The organism is Ochrobactrum vermis, from assembly GCF_002975205.1.
In the GTDB taxonomy this organism is placed as follows: Bacteria; Pseudomonadota; Alphaproteobacteria; order Rhizobiales; family Rhizobiaceae; genus Brucella; species Brucella vermis.
On sequence record NZ_PCOC01000002.1, the window covers coordinates 1,565,774 to 1,582,520 of the forward strand.

Below are 16,747 nucleotides of genomic sequence, written 5' to 3' on the forward strand. Positions count from 1 at the left end.
AGTATGGGGCACGCTCTAAAGCCAAGTCGTGGACAGCAGCGTCAGTGCGTAAAAATTTCCAGAGTTTGATCTTTGTGAACGCGCCTCGGAGGAGACATGACGAGTCTTTCCTGGATAACGCTTCTGGCCTTCGCCCTTTCCGTTGCTTTCTGCCTCGGTTTTCGCGGGCTGGCACGCGAATGGTATCTCATCGACATCCCGGATGCCCGAAAGAGACATGATGGAAACGTCCCGCTTTGCGGTGGTATTGCCATTTTTCTCTCGTTTTCCGTAGCTGCGTTTCTAACGCTCGGCGTTTCAGGCCATGCAAATGCCATGGCCTTGCTGCCGGGGCTCGTGCTGATCCTTGTCACGGGCGTTCTCGACGACCGTTTCAATCTGCCCGTCGCACCGCGTCTCGCGATTCAGTTGCTTGCAGCCTTCCTGATGATAGGCATCGCCGGTATCCGTCAAACCTATCTCGGGCTTGCGTCCGAAGGCATCGAGCCATCGGGGATGACCACCCCCGAAATGTTGATGCAAGTCCTGACCGGGCCGCTTTTCCTGATCATCGCGCTTGCTTTCATTGTCGGCCTTGTCAACGCGGTCAATATGAGTGACGGCGTTGACGGACTGGCGGGCTCGGCAAGTGCTGCCGCCTTCTTCTGGCTGGCCGTCATCGGTTTTGGTGTCGGCGAGCATCGCATCGGGTTGCAGGCGCTCGCCCTTGCAGCCGCATGTCTCGGCTTTCTCGTCTTCAACATGCGGCATCGATGGCGTGCAAAGGCAAGCCTCTTCCTTGGTGACGGCGGCAGCACACTTCTCGGCGCGGCCCTTGCAGGTTTTATCCTCATTCTTGCGAGCGGAACCGCCGCTGTCGCCTTCCCCATCCTGATCTGGATCGTCATCGTTCCCGTCATCGATACGTTAAGCTTGATCGTGCGCCGCATGTCGGCGCGCAGAAGCCCGTTTTCACCGGACAGACAGCACCTGCATCATCTGCTGATGGATGCAGGACTTTCCTGCGGGCAAACTGCCGTAGCAATTATGGCACTCAACCTCACGGCAGGAGCCATCGCCTATATCGCCATCCGGTTCGACGTACCGGTCTGGACGATGCTTCTGGCGCTGGCGATCCCGGCCGTAGCGCACACGCTTTTCGTGCTGCGAATGACCAGAGGCATGCGTCAGGCTGTTGCCGCTTCGATGGCCGAGGGCAATTCAAACACCAAACCGAACATCACTTATCCCGGGGCAACTTCATGAACGTTTCCGTACTCATCATGACGCTGAACGAAGAGGTCAACCTGCCTACCTGCCTGGCTTCGCTGGACTGGTGCGACGATATCGTCATCCTCGATTCCTACAGCTGCGACCGCACGGTCGAAATCGCAAAAGCGGCAGGCGCTCGCGTTTTCCAGCATGCCTATGACACCGAAGACCGCCAGCGCATGTATGGCCTCACGGAAATCAAGTTCAAGCATGACTGGGTCTACACACCTGATGCCGATGAGATCACACCGCCGGACCTGCGCGATGAAATGCTGGCAATCGCCTCCGATCCCAAGCGGCCCGAAGTCTTCTTCAAGGCGCGTTACAAAAACATGTTCATGGGGCGGTGGATTCGTCATGCAAGCCTTTACCCAACCTGGATCACCCGACTGGTAAGACCTGACCGGGTTCGGTTCGAACGCTCGGTGCATTCACGCGCCAGCGGCGGACCGGAAGGTGCCTTGCAAGCCCATTTCATCCATTACAGCTTCAACAAGGGCCTCGAAGCCTGGTACGACAAGCACAACCGCTATTCTTCCGCAGAGGCTGACCTATCCGCCTCACGCCTGCTCGAACGCAAGATCGATTGGGGTGGCATTCTTTCGACGGTTCCGGAGCGGCGGCGGCGGGCATTGAAATCGCTCTCCTATCACATGCCGTTCAGGCCGAGCCTGCGCTTCCTCTATATGTATCTGCTGCGCCGCGGCTTTCTCGACGGCAAGCCCGGTTATCTCTATTGCCGCCTGCTTTCGGCTTACGAGTTCATGATCGTCGTCAAGACAGAAGAGCAGCGCCAGCGCCAGTCCGCGCTCCACGGGAGCACTCCGTCAGTCAGGCACCCGCTGGAAACCGACGCAACGGAACGGCGTTTGATATGATGATGCTCATCATTCTGCCTTGTGCCGTTCTGTTCGGGATTGCCGCGATGTTTTTCTCGGAGCCGGTTTTGACCTTGCAGGATGATGGCGGCAGAGCGGATGTGATCGTCGTCCCCGGCGGGGATGGCCCGCCTCGCGCGGCACAGGCGGCTCGCCTCTGGAAGGAAGGCCGCTCGCCCGTGATCCTCGTCACCGGTGACGGTGACTGCCTCTACAACAAGCGGATCATGATACGTAAGGGTGTGAAGCCGTCGGCTATCTTCGTGGAATGCCAGTCGGGCAGCACATGGCAGAATGCCCGATTTTCAGCACCCGTCCTGCGCGAAATACAGGCCAGAAGCGCCCTAATCGTGACCAACTGGTATCATTCGCGCCGCGCTATAGCGAGCTTTCGCGCCGCCTGTCCGCAGATGCGCTTCATCTCGTCTCCCATCGGCGGTGATGACGGTCGCCCCGGTTTTCCGGCGACATCCGCAGATATGGAGCTGGTCGCCAAAGAATATGTAAAGCTCGGCTGGTATCTGCTTTCAGGCCGCATCTTCCCGCACGATCTATCCGCGAGCGAACCGGCGCCTGATCTTTCAGATGTATGCGCTGCTGCGGGGGTTACCCAATGAACCTCTCGCTCACCTGGATCTTCACAGGCTTCGTCCTCTGCTTTCTGGCTGGCGGCCTCTTTTTCCGTCCGGAACGAATGTATCAGTTTCCGTTCCTGGCAGGCGTGATGACCTTCGGTTTCCTGCTGCCGCAATTGCCCGCCCTTGTTTACGATCAGTTTCTGCCTTCCGGCGCCTATGCCAAGACAATGATCATGGGCATTCTGTCATTTGCAATGCTGGCGCTCGGTTGGCGCATGGCGAAAAGGCCGATCGGATTTCTCAGCGTCAGCTTCAGCGAGCGCAGGTTGATTTGGGCCGCTGCCGGCCTGTCGGTTTTCGGCGCCGTGTTCTACTTCCTCTTGAGCCGTCTGCCCGGAGATGTTTCCATCGGCATGCAAATGACCGGCATGCCAGTCGTCTATCTCTTCTTCGCGCAGCTCATGCCCTACGGACTGGCCATCGCAGTGCTCTGCTTTGTGCGTCGGCCGTCATGGTTTGCGCTGGCAGTCATCCTGTTCGACCTGGTCTTCTACCTCGACCGTATTCTCGTTACCGGAAAGCGCGCAGAGACCATCCAGCTTGTCCTCATGTTCCTTCTGCCCCTCTGGTTCTACCGACGCATTGTCGTTCCTCGCACGATCATGGCAATCGGCATTCTGGCTGGCACGTTTCTGATGACAAGCATGGGCGACTATCGGCAGGTTACGCGCACGGATGCTAGCTTCGTCCTCGATGAGATTCTGGAAATCGACTATGCAGCCAATTTTCGCAGCACCCTTGAGCGCGGTGGCCCGGAAATGCGCAATGCCGTGCAACGTATTGATGAAATCGATCGGCGGCTGGAATTCGACTACGGCAAATATCACTGGAACCGTATCGTCTTTACATTCATTCCGGCACAACTCGTCGGGGGCGATATCAAGGAAGCGCTCTATCTCGACGTCCCCGAACCCGGCCGGGATTATAATCCGCTGACTGGCACGACAGAAACAGGATTGGTCGATGCATTCTCGTCATTCTGGTATTTCGGGGCCCTGAAATTCCTGCTGCTTGCCTGGGCCATGCGCAGGCTTTGGGAAACCGCGATGGCGGGCGAGATGCTGGGGCAACTGGTCTACATGCTGTCTATCGTTCCGGCCATGCATTCCATCTCTCATCACACGGATTGGGTCGTGCCGGTCTGGATTCACATGTCCTTGTTCCTCGTTCCCATTCTGTCGTTCTGCGTAATCCGCAATCGGTCGATACACCTCCCGCTTCCGCCGTCACAAAGCGGCTCAATGATGATCCGGGGCCCCAACCTTCAGAAAGGATGGTCATCATGACCGTGACGTCGGACAGCGAGATACCGCTCGCCAGAGAAATTGGCCATTCTCGACAACAAGAAGGCATTACCGGTAGAATGAGCGCGTCACGCCCCCTTGAGGGCGGCGCGACCTTCACATTGGGACACCGCATCCAGCGTCTGTGCTGGCAGGCGAGCTGGCTCGTGCTGGCGGCGTGGACACCATCCTTCCTGTGGCGCTGGCGCGGCGCGGTGCTGCGCATCTTCGGCGCGAATGTTCACAGAACAGCCATTGTACGCGGCAGCGCACGCATCTGGTGGCCGGGCAATCTGACCATGGGCGCGCATTCATCGCTCGGGCCAGGCGCGCTTTGCTACAACGTGGCCCATGTGACGCTTGCACCCTTCGCCATCGTCTCGCAGCGCGCGCATCTTTGCACGGCGGGGCACAATATCGATCAGGCCGATTTTCCGCTTACTGCTGCTCCCATTCACATCGGACCTTATGGCTGGGTTGCAGCCGAAGCCTTCGTGGGACCGGGCGTAAGCATCGGTGAAGGCGCGGTTCTCGGCGCGCGCGGGGTCAGTTTCCGCGATATGGACCCATGGATGGTCTATGCCGGCAACCCGGCCAAGCCGGTACGGCCACGGCGAAAGCCTTGACAGTCAGGCTGCCGGAACGGATCGAAGCGCCTTGCGACCTGCAGCGGCGTCGGTCTTTTGCAGCTGGAAGCTTTGATAGGCCGCAATCGTCTGAAGTGCGATACGCGGCCAGGTGTAATTATCCCGCACGAGTTTGGCACCGGCCGCACCCATTCGCTTCGCGCGATCCGGATCTTCGAGAATCCGTTCAAGCGCGGAAGCCACTGCCATCGGATCGAGCGAGCAGACCACCCCGGCACCGGCTTCGGCAACTTCCGGGAAATGGCATGCATCGGTAATCGCCACCGGCACGCCGCAGGCAAGTGCCTCGGTTATGGCAACGCTGAAGCCTTCCTGACGGCTCGGCAGGCAGAAGCATGCCGATTGCTTCAGGGCGGCGATCTTGGCCGGACCGTACAGCCCGCCTGTCATGTGCACCCGCGCTGCAAGTCCGTATTGACGAATACGCTGGCGGAATTCTTCTTCGGCCCCTCCGTCAGGGCCTGCGACTACCAGATCCACATCTGGACATAGAGGAGCGACCCGACGGAAGGCATCAGCAAGAATATCGAGCCCTTTCTTGTAATGAAGTCGCGACAGAAACAGCACATATCGCCGCTTTGGCAAACCGCGAACGACAATATTCCCGTCGCCCTCGACCTCATTGAGAAAAATTCCATTCGGGATGATCATCGACGGCGGCTTCAAACCAAGAGGCCGCATCAAGTCGATCTCGTCTCCGTTCAGCGCGTGAATAAAGGCCGCGCCGTCAAGCATTCGTCGGAAGCCGAGCTTGAGGGCAAGCTTTTTCTTCCAGGCGCTCTGCTGCATGCTCCATACGTCGAGCATCCCGCAACAGCATATGCAGTAGGGCATGCGATAGCGACGGCATAACATGGCTGCACGCAGGAGATTTGTTTCCCATACGCCATGCAGATGGACAAAATCCGCACCACGGATCAAGCCGGTCATCGCCTGCGCAGCACGATAGCCGAGCAGCATCTCAACCGTATCGGGCATGGGCAGAAGCAGTGTCTGCACCATCTCGAAACCGGGAATTGATGCTGTCGCGGTTACGGCTCGTCGATTGATTTCTTCATCGCTGTAACTGACAATCGTCACGTCATGACCAAGCGAGGCCTGCGCCGCTGCCAGCCGCACAACCACGGCCTGCGGACCGCCTTTGGCCGGATCGTAGGAACCGATGACATGAACTATGTTCATACCGGCTTCTCCTGAAATATTGCTGAAACCAGCCGTTCGCCGTAACGCGATAAAGTAAAGTCAGCAGCGCGTTCCCGCGCATTCTCTCCCATCCGTTCCAGCATCGCCGGATTGCCTGCCAGTTCCTGCAGGATTTCGGCTGTCTCCATGACGTCGCGGATCGGCACGATGTAGCCATCGACGCCGTTGCGAACGACACTGCCTGTGTTTTCGGTACAAATGACGGGCAGCCCGGCGGCCAGCGCTTCATAAACGGAGATCGCCGACCCCTCGCATAATGACGGGAGCAGAAAAACATCGGCCCATTCGAATTGCTGGCGCATCTCGCTGCGGGGAATTGGGCCTGCCAGTTCGACGGAAGCCGCAAGTCTGGCCTGTGCTTCCGGCAACAGGTCCAGCGGGCCGACCATCCGGAATTCTACCTTCCCGGCTAAAAGGCGCGAAACCTCGCCGACATATGGCGAGCCTTTGCGCAGTCCGACAGCCCCCACCGTCAGCACGCGTAATTTACCTGGAGCCCGCGCTTTCCGCTCGATTTGAAAGCGCGTATCGACCCCTGTCGGCACCATGACGACCTTTTCCGGTGCGCAACCTTCTTCAATCACATGATGGGCAACAAAGGGCGACGGGCACAAAACCACATCGGCCAACTGCCATTCGGTTCGTTCACGCTCGGCAAAAGCCTCGGCATATCCGTCGTTCTCCACCGGCAATTGCCAGCCCGGATTCAACAGTTCCTCTTCATATCCAAGCTGTTCAACGATAGTGCGCGGCGCAATCACCTGATCCACGACGGTCCACAGACCCATTTTTCGTGCGGCCGACAGCACTTCCACTGCCTCGCCGCTGAAAGCATACACCCCGCCTGCACCATGAAACCCGCCTTCGGCCACCAAACGCCCAAAGGTCTCCCCCGCCCATATCGCATTGGCGGTGGATTTCGGCCCGGTCTGGTTGGCCAGCCTGCGCACTGCGGAATGCAATCCGAAACCTGGGAAACTCGTCATCTGTTCCAGCGGAATGCCCTGGGGCTTGCGTCCAACCAGCCTCCGCACAGAGGACGGCAGCGCCGTGGGAGGCAAGCTGCTGAGAAAACGCGGCCATCCCTGAAAAGCGCATATATCTGTATAGAAATGCGCCAGTTTCTGATTGCTCGCAAAAATACGCGGGACGGCATAGTGCCGCCGCGCACCCAACTGGCTGACGACAACCGACCCGTCCATCACAATTCCCTCGGCTGGAACTGCCGATCGAGAACCGGCATGACTGCTGGCACCGCCTTTTCCTCAAGCCGCGAAATGGCCGATTGCCAGACGGCAGCGCCATATTCGCGCGAATAGGCCGTTTCCATCAGGTAACGCGCATTATTGCCCATCGACATGCGTCCCACAGGAGAATGACGCAGATGCAGGATCGCGTTGACCAACGCATCGACATCGCCCGGCCTCAGCGCCACGCCACATTGAAAATCGCGGACAATCGTGCCGATTTCGCCCTGCGTATCGCCAATGAAGATGGTGGGGCGGGCGGCGGCAAGCACGCCGTAGAACTTGCTGGGCACGATGCAATGTTCCAGCTCCGGCTTCAGGGAAACCAGATGCACATTGGCCGCGCCAAGGCTTTCGGAAAGCTTTTCCACGGGCTGAAACGGTTTCATCATCACATTGGTCAATCGCCGCCGTTTGACTTCGCTTTCGACGAAGCCGCGCTGCTGCCCCTCGCCTATCATCAGAAAAACGATGCTTTTCATATGCCGGAGCCGTTCGGCAGCATCGAGAACCGTCTTGAACTCATGCGCGCGGCCGAAATTGCCCGAATATCCGATGACAAATTTCCGGCCGAGCCCCCAGGCGCGACGCAGAGGGTTTTGCGCAGGTTCCACCGGAACGATCTCGTTGCGGTCAGCCCAGTGGTGAACCACACTCATGCTTTCCGCCGGTATGTCCCTTGTCGAAAGATAATGGGCCATGCGCTCTATCGGGCAAATGGTCAGCGCGGATTGGCGCATCGACCAGTTGCGCAGGATCATGGCGAGCTTGCCGGAAACGGTGTCGGACTTGATGAGACCAAGTTCAATCGCCGTTTCAGGGAAAAGGTCCATCACCCAGTTGACCAGCTTTGCCCGGCGCAGGCGGATCGGCAGCGCTGCCGAAACCGACAGAAGCGGCGGATCGGTACAGACCACGCAGACATCGTCCTTGCGGGCATTGGAAGCGAACCACGCCGCCGCTGACAGATGAAAAGTCGCATAATCGACTGCTCGCCCGACAAGCTTTCCACGACCGAAGCCGGAGGTCCATATGCGATGCACATCGATACCGTCGATAGTCTCCCGCGCGGGCAGAACGTCCTTCCGCTTGTCGTGATAGCTGCGGCTTGCCAGCACTGTCGTTTCGATGCCCTCGCGCGCAAGCGTATGGGCAAGGCTCGTCACCATCCGGCTGGTCGCCGACTGGTCCGGGTAGAAGTAACGATTGGCAAGCACCACACGCATGATTTCACTTCCTATTGCTCGATCCCGTTGATCAGAGGATCGCAACAGCGCGGCAGATACCGCAAGAAACCCAAAGGCATGGCCGACACAGACAGCGGGCGAACTGCCTACCTCTTTGGGTGAAACCGGCCATACCGGGTGCGCTTCAAGCCTCATCCGAAGAGGGATGTTCCGGCTCGCGATTGCCGTTTTGGAGCCGTTCTGTCTGCGCGGAAAATAGCTAACATGGTTTCATCAAAACTCTGGTCGGAGGGAACACCTTGCAGGAGAAAACAGCTCTCATCGTCGGCGTGACCGGACAGGACGGCGCTTATCTAAGCGAGCTTCTGCTCAATAAAGGCTATCGCGTGCATGGTCTGAAACGACGGTCTTCCTCGTTCAACACGGCTCGCATCGATCACCTCTATCAGGACCCCCATGAGGAGGACATTCGTTTCCGCCTGCATTTCGGCGACCTGACGGATGCAACCAATCTGTGTCGTGTCATTCAGGAAGTGCGGCCCGACGAGATCTACAATCTCGGCGCCCAAAGTCATGTGCAGGTGAGTTTCGAAACGCCGGAATATACGGCGAATGCCGATGCGCTCGGTACGCTGCGGCTGCTCGAATCCATGCGTATTCTGGGGCTCGGCAAGACATGCCGTTTCTACCAGGCTTCCACATCGGAACTCTTCGGCAACAGCTCGCCCCAGGCGCAGAACGAACAGACGCCTTTCGCGCCGCGCAGTCCCTATGCGACGGCAAAGCTCTATGCTTACTGGACGACTGTGAATTACCGGGACGCCTATGGTTTTCATGCCTCCAACGGCATTCTGTTCAATCACGAAAGCCCGCTTCGCGGCGAAACCTTCGTCACCCGCAAGATCACCCGAGCTGTCGCTGCCATCGAGCGCGGCCTTCAGGACAAGCTTAGGCTCGGCAATCTCGATGCCCGCCGCGACTGGGGTCATGCCCGTGATTATGTCGAGGGCATGTGGCGCATCCTGCAGGAAGACACCGCCGACGATTACGTGCTGGCAACCGGCGAAACGCATACAGTGCGGGAATTTGTCGAACACGCATTCAAGGCTGTCGACAAGGATATCGAATGGCATGGCGATGGAGCGGAAGAAATCGGCATCGACCGAAAATCGGGCAATTGCCTGATCGAGATCGATCCCCGCTATTTCCGTCCGAACGAGGTCGACTTCCTTCTCGGCGATGCTTCCAAGGCGAAAAATCGCCTCGGCTGGCAGCATACAACGGGCTTTGACAATCTCGTTACCGAGATGGTCGACTGGGATTTGCGCAACATCATGCGGGAGGTTGGACGCAATGACTTCTATGGCTGAAATCACGCCTGCCCCCGTCTATTCGCTCGAAGACAAGAAGATATTCATTGCCGGGCATACGGGCATGGTCGGGTCGGCCATACTGCGTCGCCTGCAGGGCACGGATTGCGACATCATCACCGCAGCGCATAGCGCGCTCGATCTGACCCGGCAGGGACTGACCGAGAATTTCATCAGCGGTCGCAAGCCGGATGTCATCATCATCGCTGCCGCCCGCGTTGGCGGCATCCTTGCCAATTCTCAATATCCGGCGGATTTTCTCTATGACAATCTCGCCATTGGCATGAACATCATTCGCGCGGCCCAGCAGAGCGGCGTCGAGCGCCTGTTGTGGCTTGGCTCAAGCTGTATCTATCCACGCGATGCGGCGCAGCCTCTGACAGAGGAAGCCTTGTTGACAGGGCCTCTGGAAGCCACCAACGAAGCTTATGCCATCGCCAAGATCGCAGGGCTGAAATATGCGCAGGCCTGTGCACGGCAATACGGCAGCCATTTCATGACGGCGATGCCGACCAATCTTTATGGTCCAAACGACAATTTCGATCCCAACAGCTCGCATGTCCTGCCGGCGCTGATCCGGCGGATCCACGAGGCCAAGGTGCGCGGGATCGACCATGTCACGCTTTGGGGCAGCGGCAAGCCCTTGCGAGAGTTCCTGCATGTGGACGACCTCGCCGATGCCTGCCTGCACATGCTTCGTTTCTATGACGGCATCGAGCCAATGAACATCGGGACTGGTGACGAAATCTCGATCAAGGAGCTGGCGCTGACGGTCGCCCAGGTTGTCGGTTACGAAGGTCGTTTCGAACATGATCTCAGCAAACCCGACGGCACCCCGCGCAAGCTTCTCGATACATCGCGAATGCGGGCGCTCGGCTGGAGGCCACAAATTCGTCTGGAGGACGGCCTGCGTGAAGTCTATCGTGATTGGTTGGAGGAAACCGCCGATCCTGTCGCGGCTTAAAACATGCCCCTGGAAAAGCGGACTCCACTTTTCCAATTAAGGCGCGACGTTTCTCTTCGACATTTTCAATCCGGGACAAGTCTCCTCAGCTTCCCTCAAGCTGGGGAGACGCGTAGCGTCGTCTCGAAGCAGGAAGAGACGCAGTGCCTTCCTGAACCTATGAAGGTGAAGCGCCGCCGATCCTGCTCATGTCCAGTTCGACGCGCAGGATGTCGCCCGGCCTGATTTCGGTGCGCTCATCGGCGGTGATGTCCTGGAAATTGCCGTTAACATTACGACTGATCGACAAGACCAGTTTCTGGCGCAGGGTGGAGGCGGAGATATTGCCGGACGACTTGGCGATCTCTGCCATGCTCTGGAGTTGTGAGTTGCTGCGATGCTCCATGCGGGCGATATTGAGATCTATGTCCTGCAAAGTGGTGGCCGCTTCGCTCTTGCGGATTTCTTCCAGACTGGCAATGCGCTGCTGCATGGCGAGCTGGTTCTGCCTTGCCCGCGCGAGAAAGGAAGCAAGCTCCAGCGCAGCACGCCGTGTAGCCGACAAATCGCGCTCCATGTCGCGAAGGTTGGATTTTGCCGCAAGCCCGCGATCCACCAGCGACTTGCTGGAATCCACATTCTCCTGCAGCAACCCGATTTCGGCATCGTGCAGCTTGATACTCTGCTGCAGTGTCTCGATTTCATCGCCGTAACTTGCCACCTGCGCCTCAAGTGCCTTGCGCTCGGCTGCGAGATTATTGCGGCGAACGTTGAACACGGTCTTTTCGCCTTCCAGCATCTTCTGCGTCAGGGCTACTGTTTCCTTGTTTGCGGCGGCCTGCTCCGGCAGGGCATAGTTGAACTCCGTGCCGTTGAGTTCGGCCTCGAAGCGGGCACGCCGGATCACCATGGCGGTTAGCTGGAGCTGCAGATCTGCATATTCCTGCTGCGCGGAAATAAGCTGCATGCCAGCGGTCAGAGCCGGAGATTCAGCTTTTCCCGCTCCGCCACCCAGCGCCATGAGTTCAAGCACCACCATGCCGGGCCGAAACTGGTATTTGCCCGGTACTTTCACATCACCGACGACAAACACCGGCGCATACTGATTGATCGTTGCAGTAACCGTCAGCCCCGGAATGTGCTGGGAGAGTGATCCCGCAATCTTCTCGCTGATCTCATTGGTGGTCAGCCCGTCAACCGGAATATTACCCACGATCGGATAGCCGATATTGCCGTCCACATCGACAGGATAGAGCCCTGTGAGAGACGGTTGCCCATAGACGGTTACCTGAAGCACGTCATTGGCGCCGACACGATAGGGTTGCCCATCGCCAAGCGCCCCGAAACTTCCGCCAAAGAGCAGAAGCCCCGAAAGCACTGTTGCGCGAAGAAATTTGCCGCGACCGCTGATCACTTTACTTGACATGACCTGTGCCCCTTTAAGCCTGTTCTTGTGCGCCGTCCGCAGCCGGTTTGCGCCGCCGCGAGAACACGCCGCTTATGCTTTGTCTTGCTTTCTGCAAGCCCAGCCCGCCAAGCGCTATGGGGAGCGTTAGCCAGCTGCGATAGGAAGAAGCGTTGTGGTTCACGACAGCAAGCGCGGGCTTTCGCCCGAAGGATGCCATCGTCTGGATCAGCGCGTTGGCCGCATTCTGGTCCTGGCGGTCGGACTGCATCACGAGAAGCGCTGTATCGGTTGCCCGTGACAGGAGAACCGAGCGCTTGTCTTCCATGACCGCCGGAAGGTCGACGAGGATGATCTTGTGATCGGCCCGCAACTGGGCGATCAGTTCGGCCAGCCAGTCTCCCTGGCGCATCTGTCTGTTGGGCGTGATGATATCGATTCCCGAACCATGGTCATGCACGAGCGTGGCGCCGGTAAGCGGACGCCCGGTCGACACAACGCTGTAATCACTATGCGGAACCCCGAAAGCCTCCGACAGACCCGACCGCTTGTTCGTCGCATCGATAACCGCAACCGTTACGCCAGTCGCGGCGATCTGCTGTGCGAGCGCGGTGATCAGCAAGGTCTTCGTCTCTCCATCGGACATGGAAACGACGGAGAGCGCGAGTGAATCGCGACCGCGTGTCAGCACCCGCAAACGCTCATGAACGGACTTGATCGCGCGACCGAAAGGACTTGCCGGATCGAGGCCGCGATTGACGAGGAGCGGCACGGTGAGCTGTGACGAAACCGGAAGCAGTGTTGCCGCAGGTATGCCGGGCAGCACGAGAGATGCCGTCTGCGCTGGCCTGATCTTGTCGAATGTTTCCTTCAGCATGGTGCCCACAAGCGCAACCAGTCCGCCCAGCCCCAGACCGAGCAGCAGCCAGTTCGCGAGGTTCGGGCTTGCCTTGGCCATTGCCGGTTCCGCTGGGGAAATCATCTGTGCTTCGGCCGCAGCAATGCCGTCCTGTTCGATGAGCTGCTTGTAACGCGTCAGATAGCTTTCATAGACCGTGCGGCTGGCATTGGCTTCACGATCGAGCTGTCCGGCCTTGACTTGCGCCTGATTGGCTTCGGCAAGGTCGGCTTCCGCACTCTTCAACGCATTTTCCAGACCGCTGCGCCGCTGGCGCGCGATCTGGATTTCATTGCCGAGACTCTTGATGATTTCTCCGACCTGGCTCGAAATCTGTTGTTTCAGCGCTTCCTGTTCAGCCTTCAGCACCGGAATTTCGGCGCTCTTCAGCGCGCCGTTCGACTGCAACTCGTCAAGCTGGCGCTCGACACGTGCTGCCTCGCCGCGCAAGGTCTGGATCGCAGGCGAGGCCAGAACTTCGGCCAGCGCCGGTGCTTCATTGTTGCTTTTCAGTTCCTCCGCCGTGCGCAACCGTGCTTCGGCAAGCGAGACTGCGCCCGTCGCGGCGACGATCTCGTTGTTCAGTGCCGCCACCCGCTGGGCCTGGAAACTGATCTGTCCCTGATCGCCTGCAAGCCGTGATTTCTGGCGAAATTGTTCTGCGGCACTTTCAGCGCCTTCAAGATCGCTGCGCAGGGTAACCAGCTTCTCGCCAAGCCATTCGCTGATCCGCCGTGTGGCCGACTGCTGCACATCGATTTGGTGATCGAGATAGGCGGTAGCAAAGGCGTTGGCGACCTGAGCCGCATAAACCCGGTCGGAAGCGCGATATGAAATGAAGATCGTGTAGGAGCGACCGTCATTGGTAACCCGCAACCGCGAAAGAAGAAGATCGATCTGCTGGCGTTCCCGCATGGCCGGATCGACATCGCGGGCGCCTTTTGTCTGCGAGCTTGCATCGGAAGCAGACGACAATACCGTGCGCGAACGGAATTCCGTTGGCACGACAATGTTTTCCGCTTGCAGAATGTCGATGACCTTGCGCGCCATCATGCGTGAATTGATGATATCGAGTTCGGAACGCAGGACCGGGCTGTCCTGCGGCAGCGGTGTGATCGCGCTTTCATTGGGAAGCGCCTGCAACCGCCGCATGTCCAGCACCAGAACGGACTCCGAAACATAACTGACCGGCGCTGTAAGATAGCCTGCAAACCCGACACCAATGCCTGCGAGCACCGGCACAATCAGCATCATTCTTCTACGTTTTATAGTGTCGAGCAGGTCAGCAACCGGCTGCCGCCCGTTTCCTGATGAAACGTCGGAGATAATCACCAAAATTCTCCTTCACGGAACAATTCAATCCGCCGGCTTGCGGCTCCCGCCAGAGCATTTCCTGTTTCCCCGAAACAATCGAAATGCTCGATCTATTCGCTTTCACGCATGTCCCCTAAAACCGGTTCCCGCTTTCGGGCGACATGCGCTGGTCTCGGTTCCGCCCTACTGCAAATCGGAAAAGGATGTTTCCGATGGGAACAGCTCGTTGATGATACAAGCCACCTCGGTGCGGTTGGACGCCTTCAGTTTCTTCATGATGTTACGGATATGAACCTTCACGGTGCTTTCCCGCAATTTCAGTTCGTAAGCGATGATCTTATTCGCCTTGCCCCGACGCAGTGCATTGACCACTTCGGCCTGACGCTGGGTGAACATGCCGCCAAGCGGTTGCAGGCGCTGCGAATTCGGATCGGTGGCGTGACGCAGGGCGAGCACACTGCTAGCCGGAACAAAGGTTCCACCCGCCATGGCAAGACGCAGTGCTTCAACGCAGACATTCACATTCACGGATGTTGGAATATACCCCTTCACGCCATGATCGAGCGCCTTGAGGACCTGCGAGATTTCTTCCTTGTCAGCCAGAAGAATGACAGGCGCCGGGGCGCAATCGGTGACAATGCGATTGAGATAGTTACCGACGGTAGGGTCCGAAACCTTCTGACCGCCGATGTTGAACAACACCGCGCCCGCCGTGCGACCACGACGCTGATGCTGCCACTGCTCGAACGAGCTGAATGTGGCAATCGCCATTTCAATGCTGTGGTTCGTCAGTCCATGTGCGAGGCATTCGCGATCCAACGCACGGTTGTCTATGATGACCAGCAGCGGCAACATGCTATCGCTCGGCTGTTCAGGTTTAAAGGAAGCGTCTTTTGATGCCCCAAAGCCGTTATTCTTTAATTCACTCGTCCTGCTACTGAATTGTGGAGAAATGTTCATTTGCTCGCCCTCTAATCCGACTTATGCGCACGACCTCATTGTTTGCACATCGCAATCAAGGAAGCGCATCGGTTGCCTGTTTTTATTTATCTTCATGAGATCTAGTTATAACCCCGGAAGCAATTCTTGTTTTTGTTCTTGATTTGATAAAAAGACTGCCCGAAAATTCTTTTAGTGTCATTAACCTAGATTAAGGGGTTCGGCAAAATATGGTTTAGGCGAAGCTAAGATATATACCCAATTAGTGGTAGAAGTTACTACCTTGCCAAAACAATTGCCCTCGCTGAAACTCTTTCGAGGCCCAGTCTCTTGGGGAAGAGCTGGGAAAACGAATCGCGGGGGGCCAGACTTAAAACTTATCTTCTCTTGTGCTGGGCGAAACGGCAGGTAGGCTCTATGGTGGTAAATGCCGACGAAGCAAGAACGCTGCGCCATTTTCTGGAAAGCGCGCCCATTGGCGCGGTTTTCGATGAGAATGATCTCAGCGTGCTCGCCGTTCTGCCAATTTCCTCCAAAACCTACGCGCCTCACACGGTTGTCAGCAGTCAGGGAGACTGGGCCAACTCGGTTCATATTATAAAGAACGGCTGGGGCTGCATCTATCGCGACCTCCCCGAAGGTGACCGCCAGATCCTCGACTTTCCGATGAAGGGCGACTTCCTGGGTTTCCGAACGGGACTCGGCTTCAACTACTACACCCTGATCTCGGTTACGGAGCTTTCCGTTCTCGAAATCTCCCTGGATCATCTTACCGAAAGCCTGCTCAAATCGCCCCGTCTCGCCATGACATTCATGGAACTGATGGCGAGGCAGCGGGCCATCCTGATCGAGCATCTCATCAGCATCGGCCGTCGAAGTGCGCTTGTACGCATTGCCCACCTTCTGCTCGAACTGGGGCACAGGGCCCGGATCAATGGAACCGGCGACGAGAACCGCTTTTTCTGCCCACTGACGCAGAGCGAACTTGCAGATGCGCTGGGGCTTACGCCAATCCACATCAACCGAATGCTGCGCGAACTTCGCGAGGACGATCTTCTGATATTCCGCAACAATGAGGTCGAATTTCTGAACCGCTCGGCGCTCGTTCATATATCGAGCTTCGATGAGCACTATCTGACGATGGAAATTTTCCCACGGGTCCGGATCAGTCGCTGAGTTGCGCCGGTTGAATGGAACACCTTCTAACTGATTGTTGTAACGAAACTCTTTGCCAATGCTCCTTTGTACATTTCAGGCATTGTTCCCGTTCATATACGCAAATCTCACGCATTATTACAGATAGATATAATCGTTGATAATATACTAAAACTCGCATACTAAAAATATTATTCACATATAAATACAATAACGATCCCGGCGTCGGTTCGAGGAATAAAGTAGCCGCCACGGCACCGGGCATATCGGTAAAGCCTCAAATACGTCCGGCATTATTCATATATGCGCTATGTATTTATCAGAGAATTGTAGCTAGTTTCCGCTTCACCATCGCGCCCAGAGGGGCAGCATTGAGGAGGAGGCTCAAC

Annotated in this window: 14 protein-coding genes; 8 read left to right on the forward strand and 6 right to left on the reverse strand. The window is 57.4% G+C overall.

Going from position 1 to position 16,747, the window contains the following annotated elements; all coding sequences use genetic code 11:
- Positions 1-96: 96 nt before the first annotated feature.
- The 5 genes from CQZ93_RS21550 (at position 97) to CQZ93_RS21570 (ending at position 4,676) form a co-directional block, all read left to right on the forward strand.
- The gene (locus tag CQZ93_RS21550) at positions 97-1,245 is read left to right on the forward strand and encodes an MraY family glycosyltransferase (protein ID WP_105544583.1); all 1,149 of its coding nucleotides are present in this window, start codon (positions 97-99) and stop codon (positions 1,243-1,245) included.
- The gene (locus CQZ93_RS21555) at positions 1,242-2,129 is read left to right on the forward strand and encodes a glycosyltransferase family 2 protein (RefSeq protein WP_105544584.1); all 888 of its coding nucleotides are present in this window, start codon (positions 1,242-1,244) and stop codon (positions 2,127-2,129) included. The genes CQZ93_RS21550 and CQZ93_RS21555 overlap by 4 nt, the downstream gene beginning before the upstream one ends.
- Positions 2,129-2,746: a YdcF family protein gene (locus tag CQZ93_RS21560; RefSeq protein ID WP_422616114.1), complete on the forward strand. Its 618-nt coding sequence runs from the start codon at positions 2,129-2,131 to the stop codon at positions 2,744-2,746. Before CQZ93_RS21555 ends, CQZ93_RS21560 begins: the two co-directional genes overlap by 1 nt.
- Positions 2,743-4,053, forward strand: a complete 1,311-nt coding sequence (locus CQZ93_RS21565) for a hypothetical protein (RefSeq protein WP_105544586.1) — start codon at positions 2,743-2,745, stop codon at positions 4,051-4,053. Before CQZ93_RS21560 ends, CQZ93_RS21565 begins: the two co-directional genes overlap by 4 nt.
- A gap of 77 nt (positions 4,054-4,130) precedes the next feature.
- Positions 4,131-4,676 (forward strand): putative colanic acid biosynthesis acetyltransferase, encoded by a 546-nt coding sequence (locus tag CQZ93_RS21570; protein ID WP_181153507.1) that lies wholly within the window; start codon positions 4,131-4,133, stop codon positions 4,674-4,676.
- A 3-nt stretch (positions 4,677-4,679) separates the two neighbouring features.
- Here CQZ93_RS21570 and CQZ93_RS21575 read toward each other — a convergent pair whose 3' ends face one another.
- Genes CQZ93_RS21575 through CQZ93_RS21585 form a run of 3 tightly spaced genes read right to left on the reverse strand, consistent with a single transcriptional unit; the run spans position 4,680 to position 8,373 of the window.
- Positions 4,680-5,879 (reverse strand): glycosyltransferase, encoded by a 1,200-nt coding sequence (locus CQZ93_RS21575; RefSeq protein ID WP_105544587.1) that lies wholly within the window; start codon positions 5,877-5,879, stop codon positions 4,680-4,682.
- Complete coding sequence (locus CQZ93_RS21580; protein ID WP_105544588.1) at positions 5,876-7,102, reverse strand: glycosyltransferase family 4 protein; 1,227 nt, start codon at positions 7,100-7,102, stop codon at positions 5,876-5,878. The genes CQZ93_RS21575 and CQZ93_RS21580 overlap by 4 nt, the downstream gene beginning before the upstream one ends.
- Positions 7,102-8,373 (reverse strand): glycosyltransferase family 4 protein, encoded by a 1,272-nt coding sequence (locus CQZ93_RS21585; RefSeq protein ID WP_105544589.1) that lies wholly within the window; start codon positions 8,371-8,373, stop codon positions 7,102-7,104. Before CQZ93_RS21585 ends, CQZ93_RS21580 begins: the two co-directional genes overlap by 1 nt.
- Positions 8,374-8,633: 260 nt before the next feature.
- Here CQZ93_RS21585 and gmd point away from each other — a divergent pair, with 260 nt between their 5' ends.
- Positions 8,634-9,704: a GDP-mannose 4,6-dehydratase gene (gmd, locus tag CQZ93_RS21595; protein ID WP_105544591.1), complete on the forward strand. Its 1,071-nt coding sequence runs from the start codon at positions 8,634-8,636 to the stop codon at positions 9,702-9,704.
- On the forward strand, positions 9,688-10,668 hold the full coding sequence (locus CQZ93_RS21600; protein WP_105544592.1) for a GDP-L-fucose synthase family protein: 981 nt from the start codon (positions 9,688-9,690) through the stop codon (positions 10,666-10,668). The genes gmd and CQZ93_RS21600 overlap by 17 nt, the downstream gene beginning before the upstream one ends.
- Before the next feature lie 157 nt (positions 10,669-10,825).
- Here the strand turns inward: CQZ93_RS21600 and CQZ93_RS21605 are convergent, their stop codons facing one another.
- From CQZ93_RS21605 to CQZ93_RS21615, 3 genes are all read right to left on the reverse strand, one after another.
- Positions 10,826-12,073: a polysaccharide biosynthesis/export family protein gene (locus tag CQZ93_RS21605; RefSeq protein WP_105544593.1), complete on the reverse strand. Its 1,248-nt coding sequence runs from the start codon at positions 12,071-12,073 to the stop codon at positions 10,826-10,828.
- A gap of 13 nt (positions 12,074-12,086) precedes the next feature.
- Positions 12,087-14,282 carry a GumC family protein gene (locus tag CQZ93_RS21610; RefSeq protein ID WP_105544594.1) on the reverse strand — a complete coding sequence of 732 codons (2,196 nt, stop codon included), beginning with the start codon at positions 14,280-14,282 and terminating at the stop codon, positions 12,087-12,089.
- A gap of 165 nt (positions 14,283-14,447) precedes the next feature.
- The gene (locus CQZ93_RS21615; RefSeq protein WP_105544595.1) at positions 14,448-15,224 is read right to left on the reverse strand and encodes a response regulator transcription factor; all 777 of its coding nucleotides are present in this window, start codon (positions 15,222-15,224) and stop codon (positions 14,448-14,450) included.
- 396 nt (positions 15,225-15,620) lie between these two features.
- Here CQZ93_RS21615 and CQZ93_RS21620 point away from each other — a divergent pair, with 396 nt between their 5' ends.
- Complete coding sequence (locus CQZ93_RS21620) at positions 15,621-16,379, forward strand: Crp/Fnr family transcriptional regulator (protein ID WP_105544596.1); 759 nt, start codon at positions 15,621-15,623, stop codon at positions 16,377-16,379.
- Positions 16,380-16,747 lie beyond the last annotated feature (368 nt).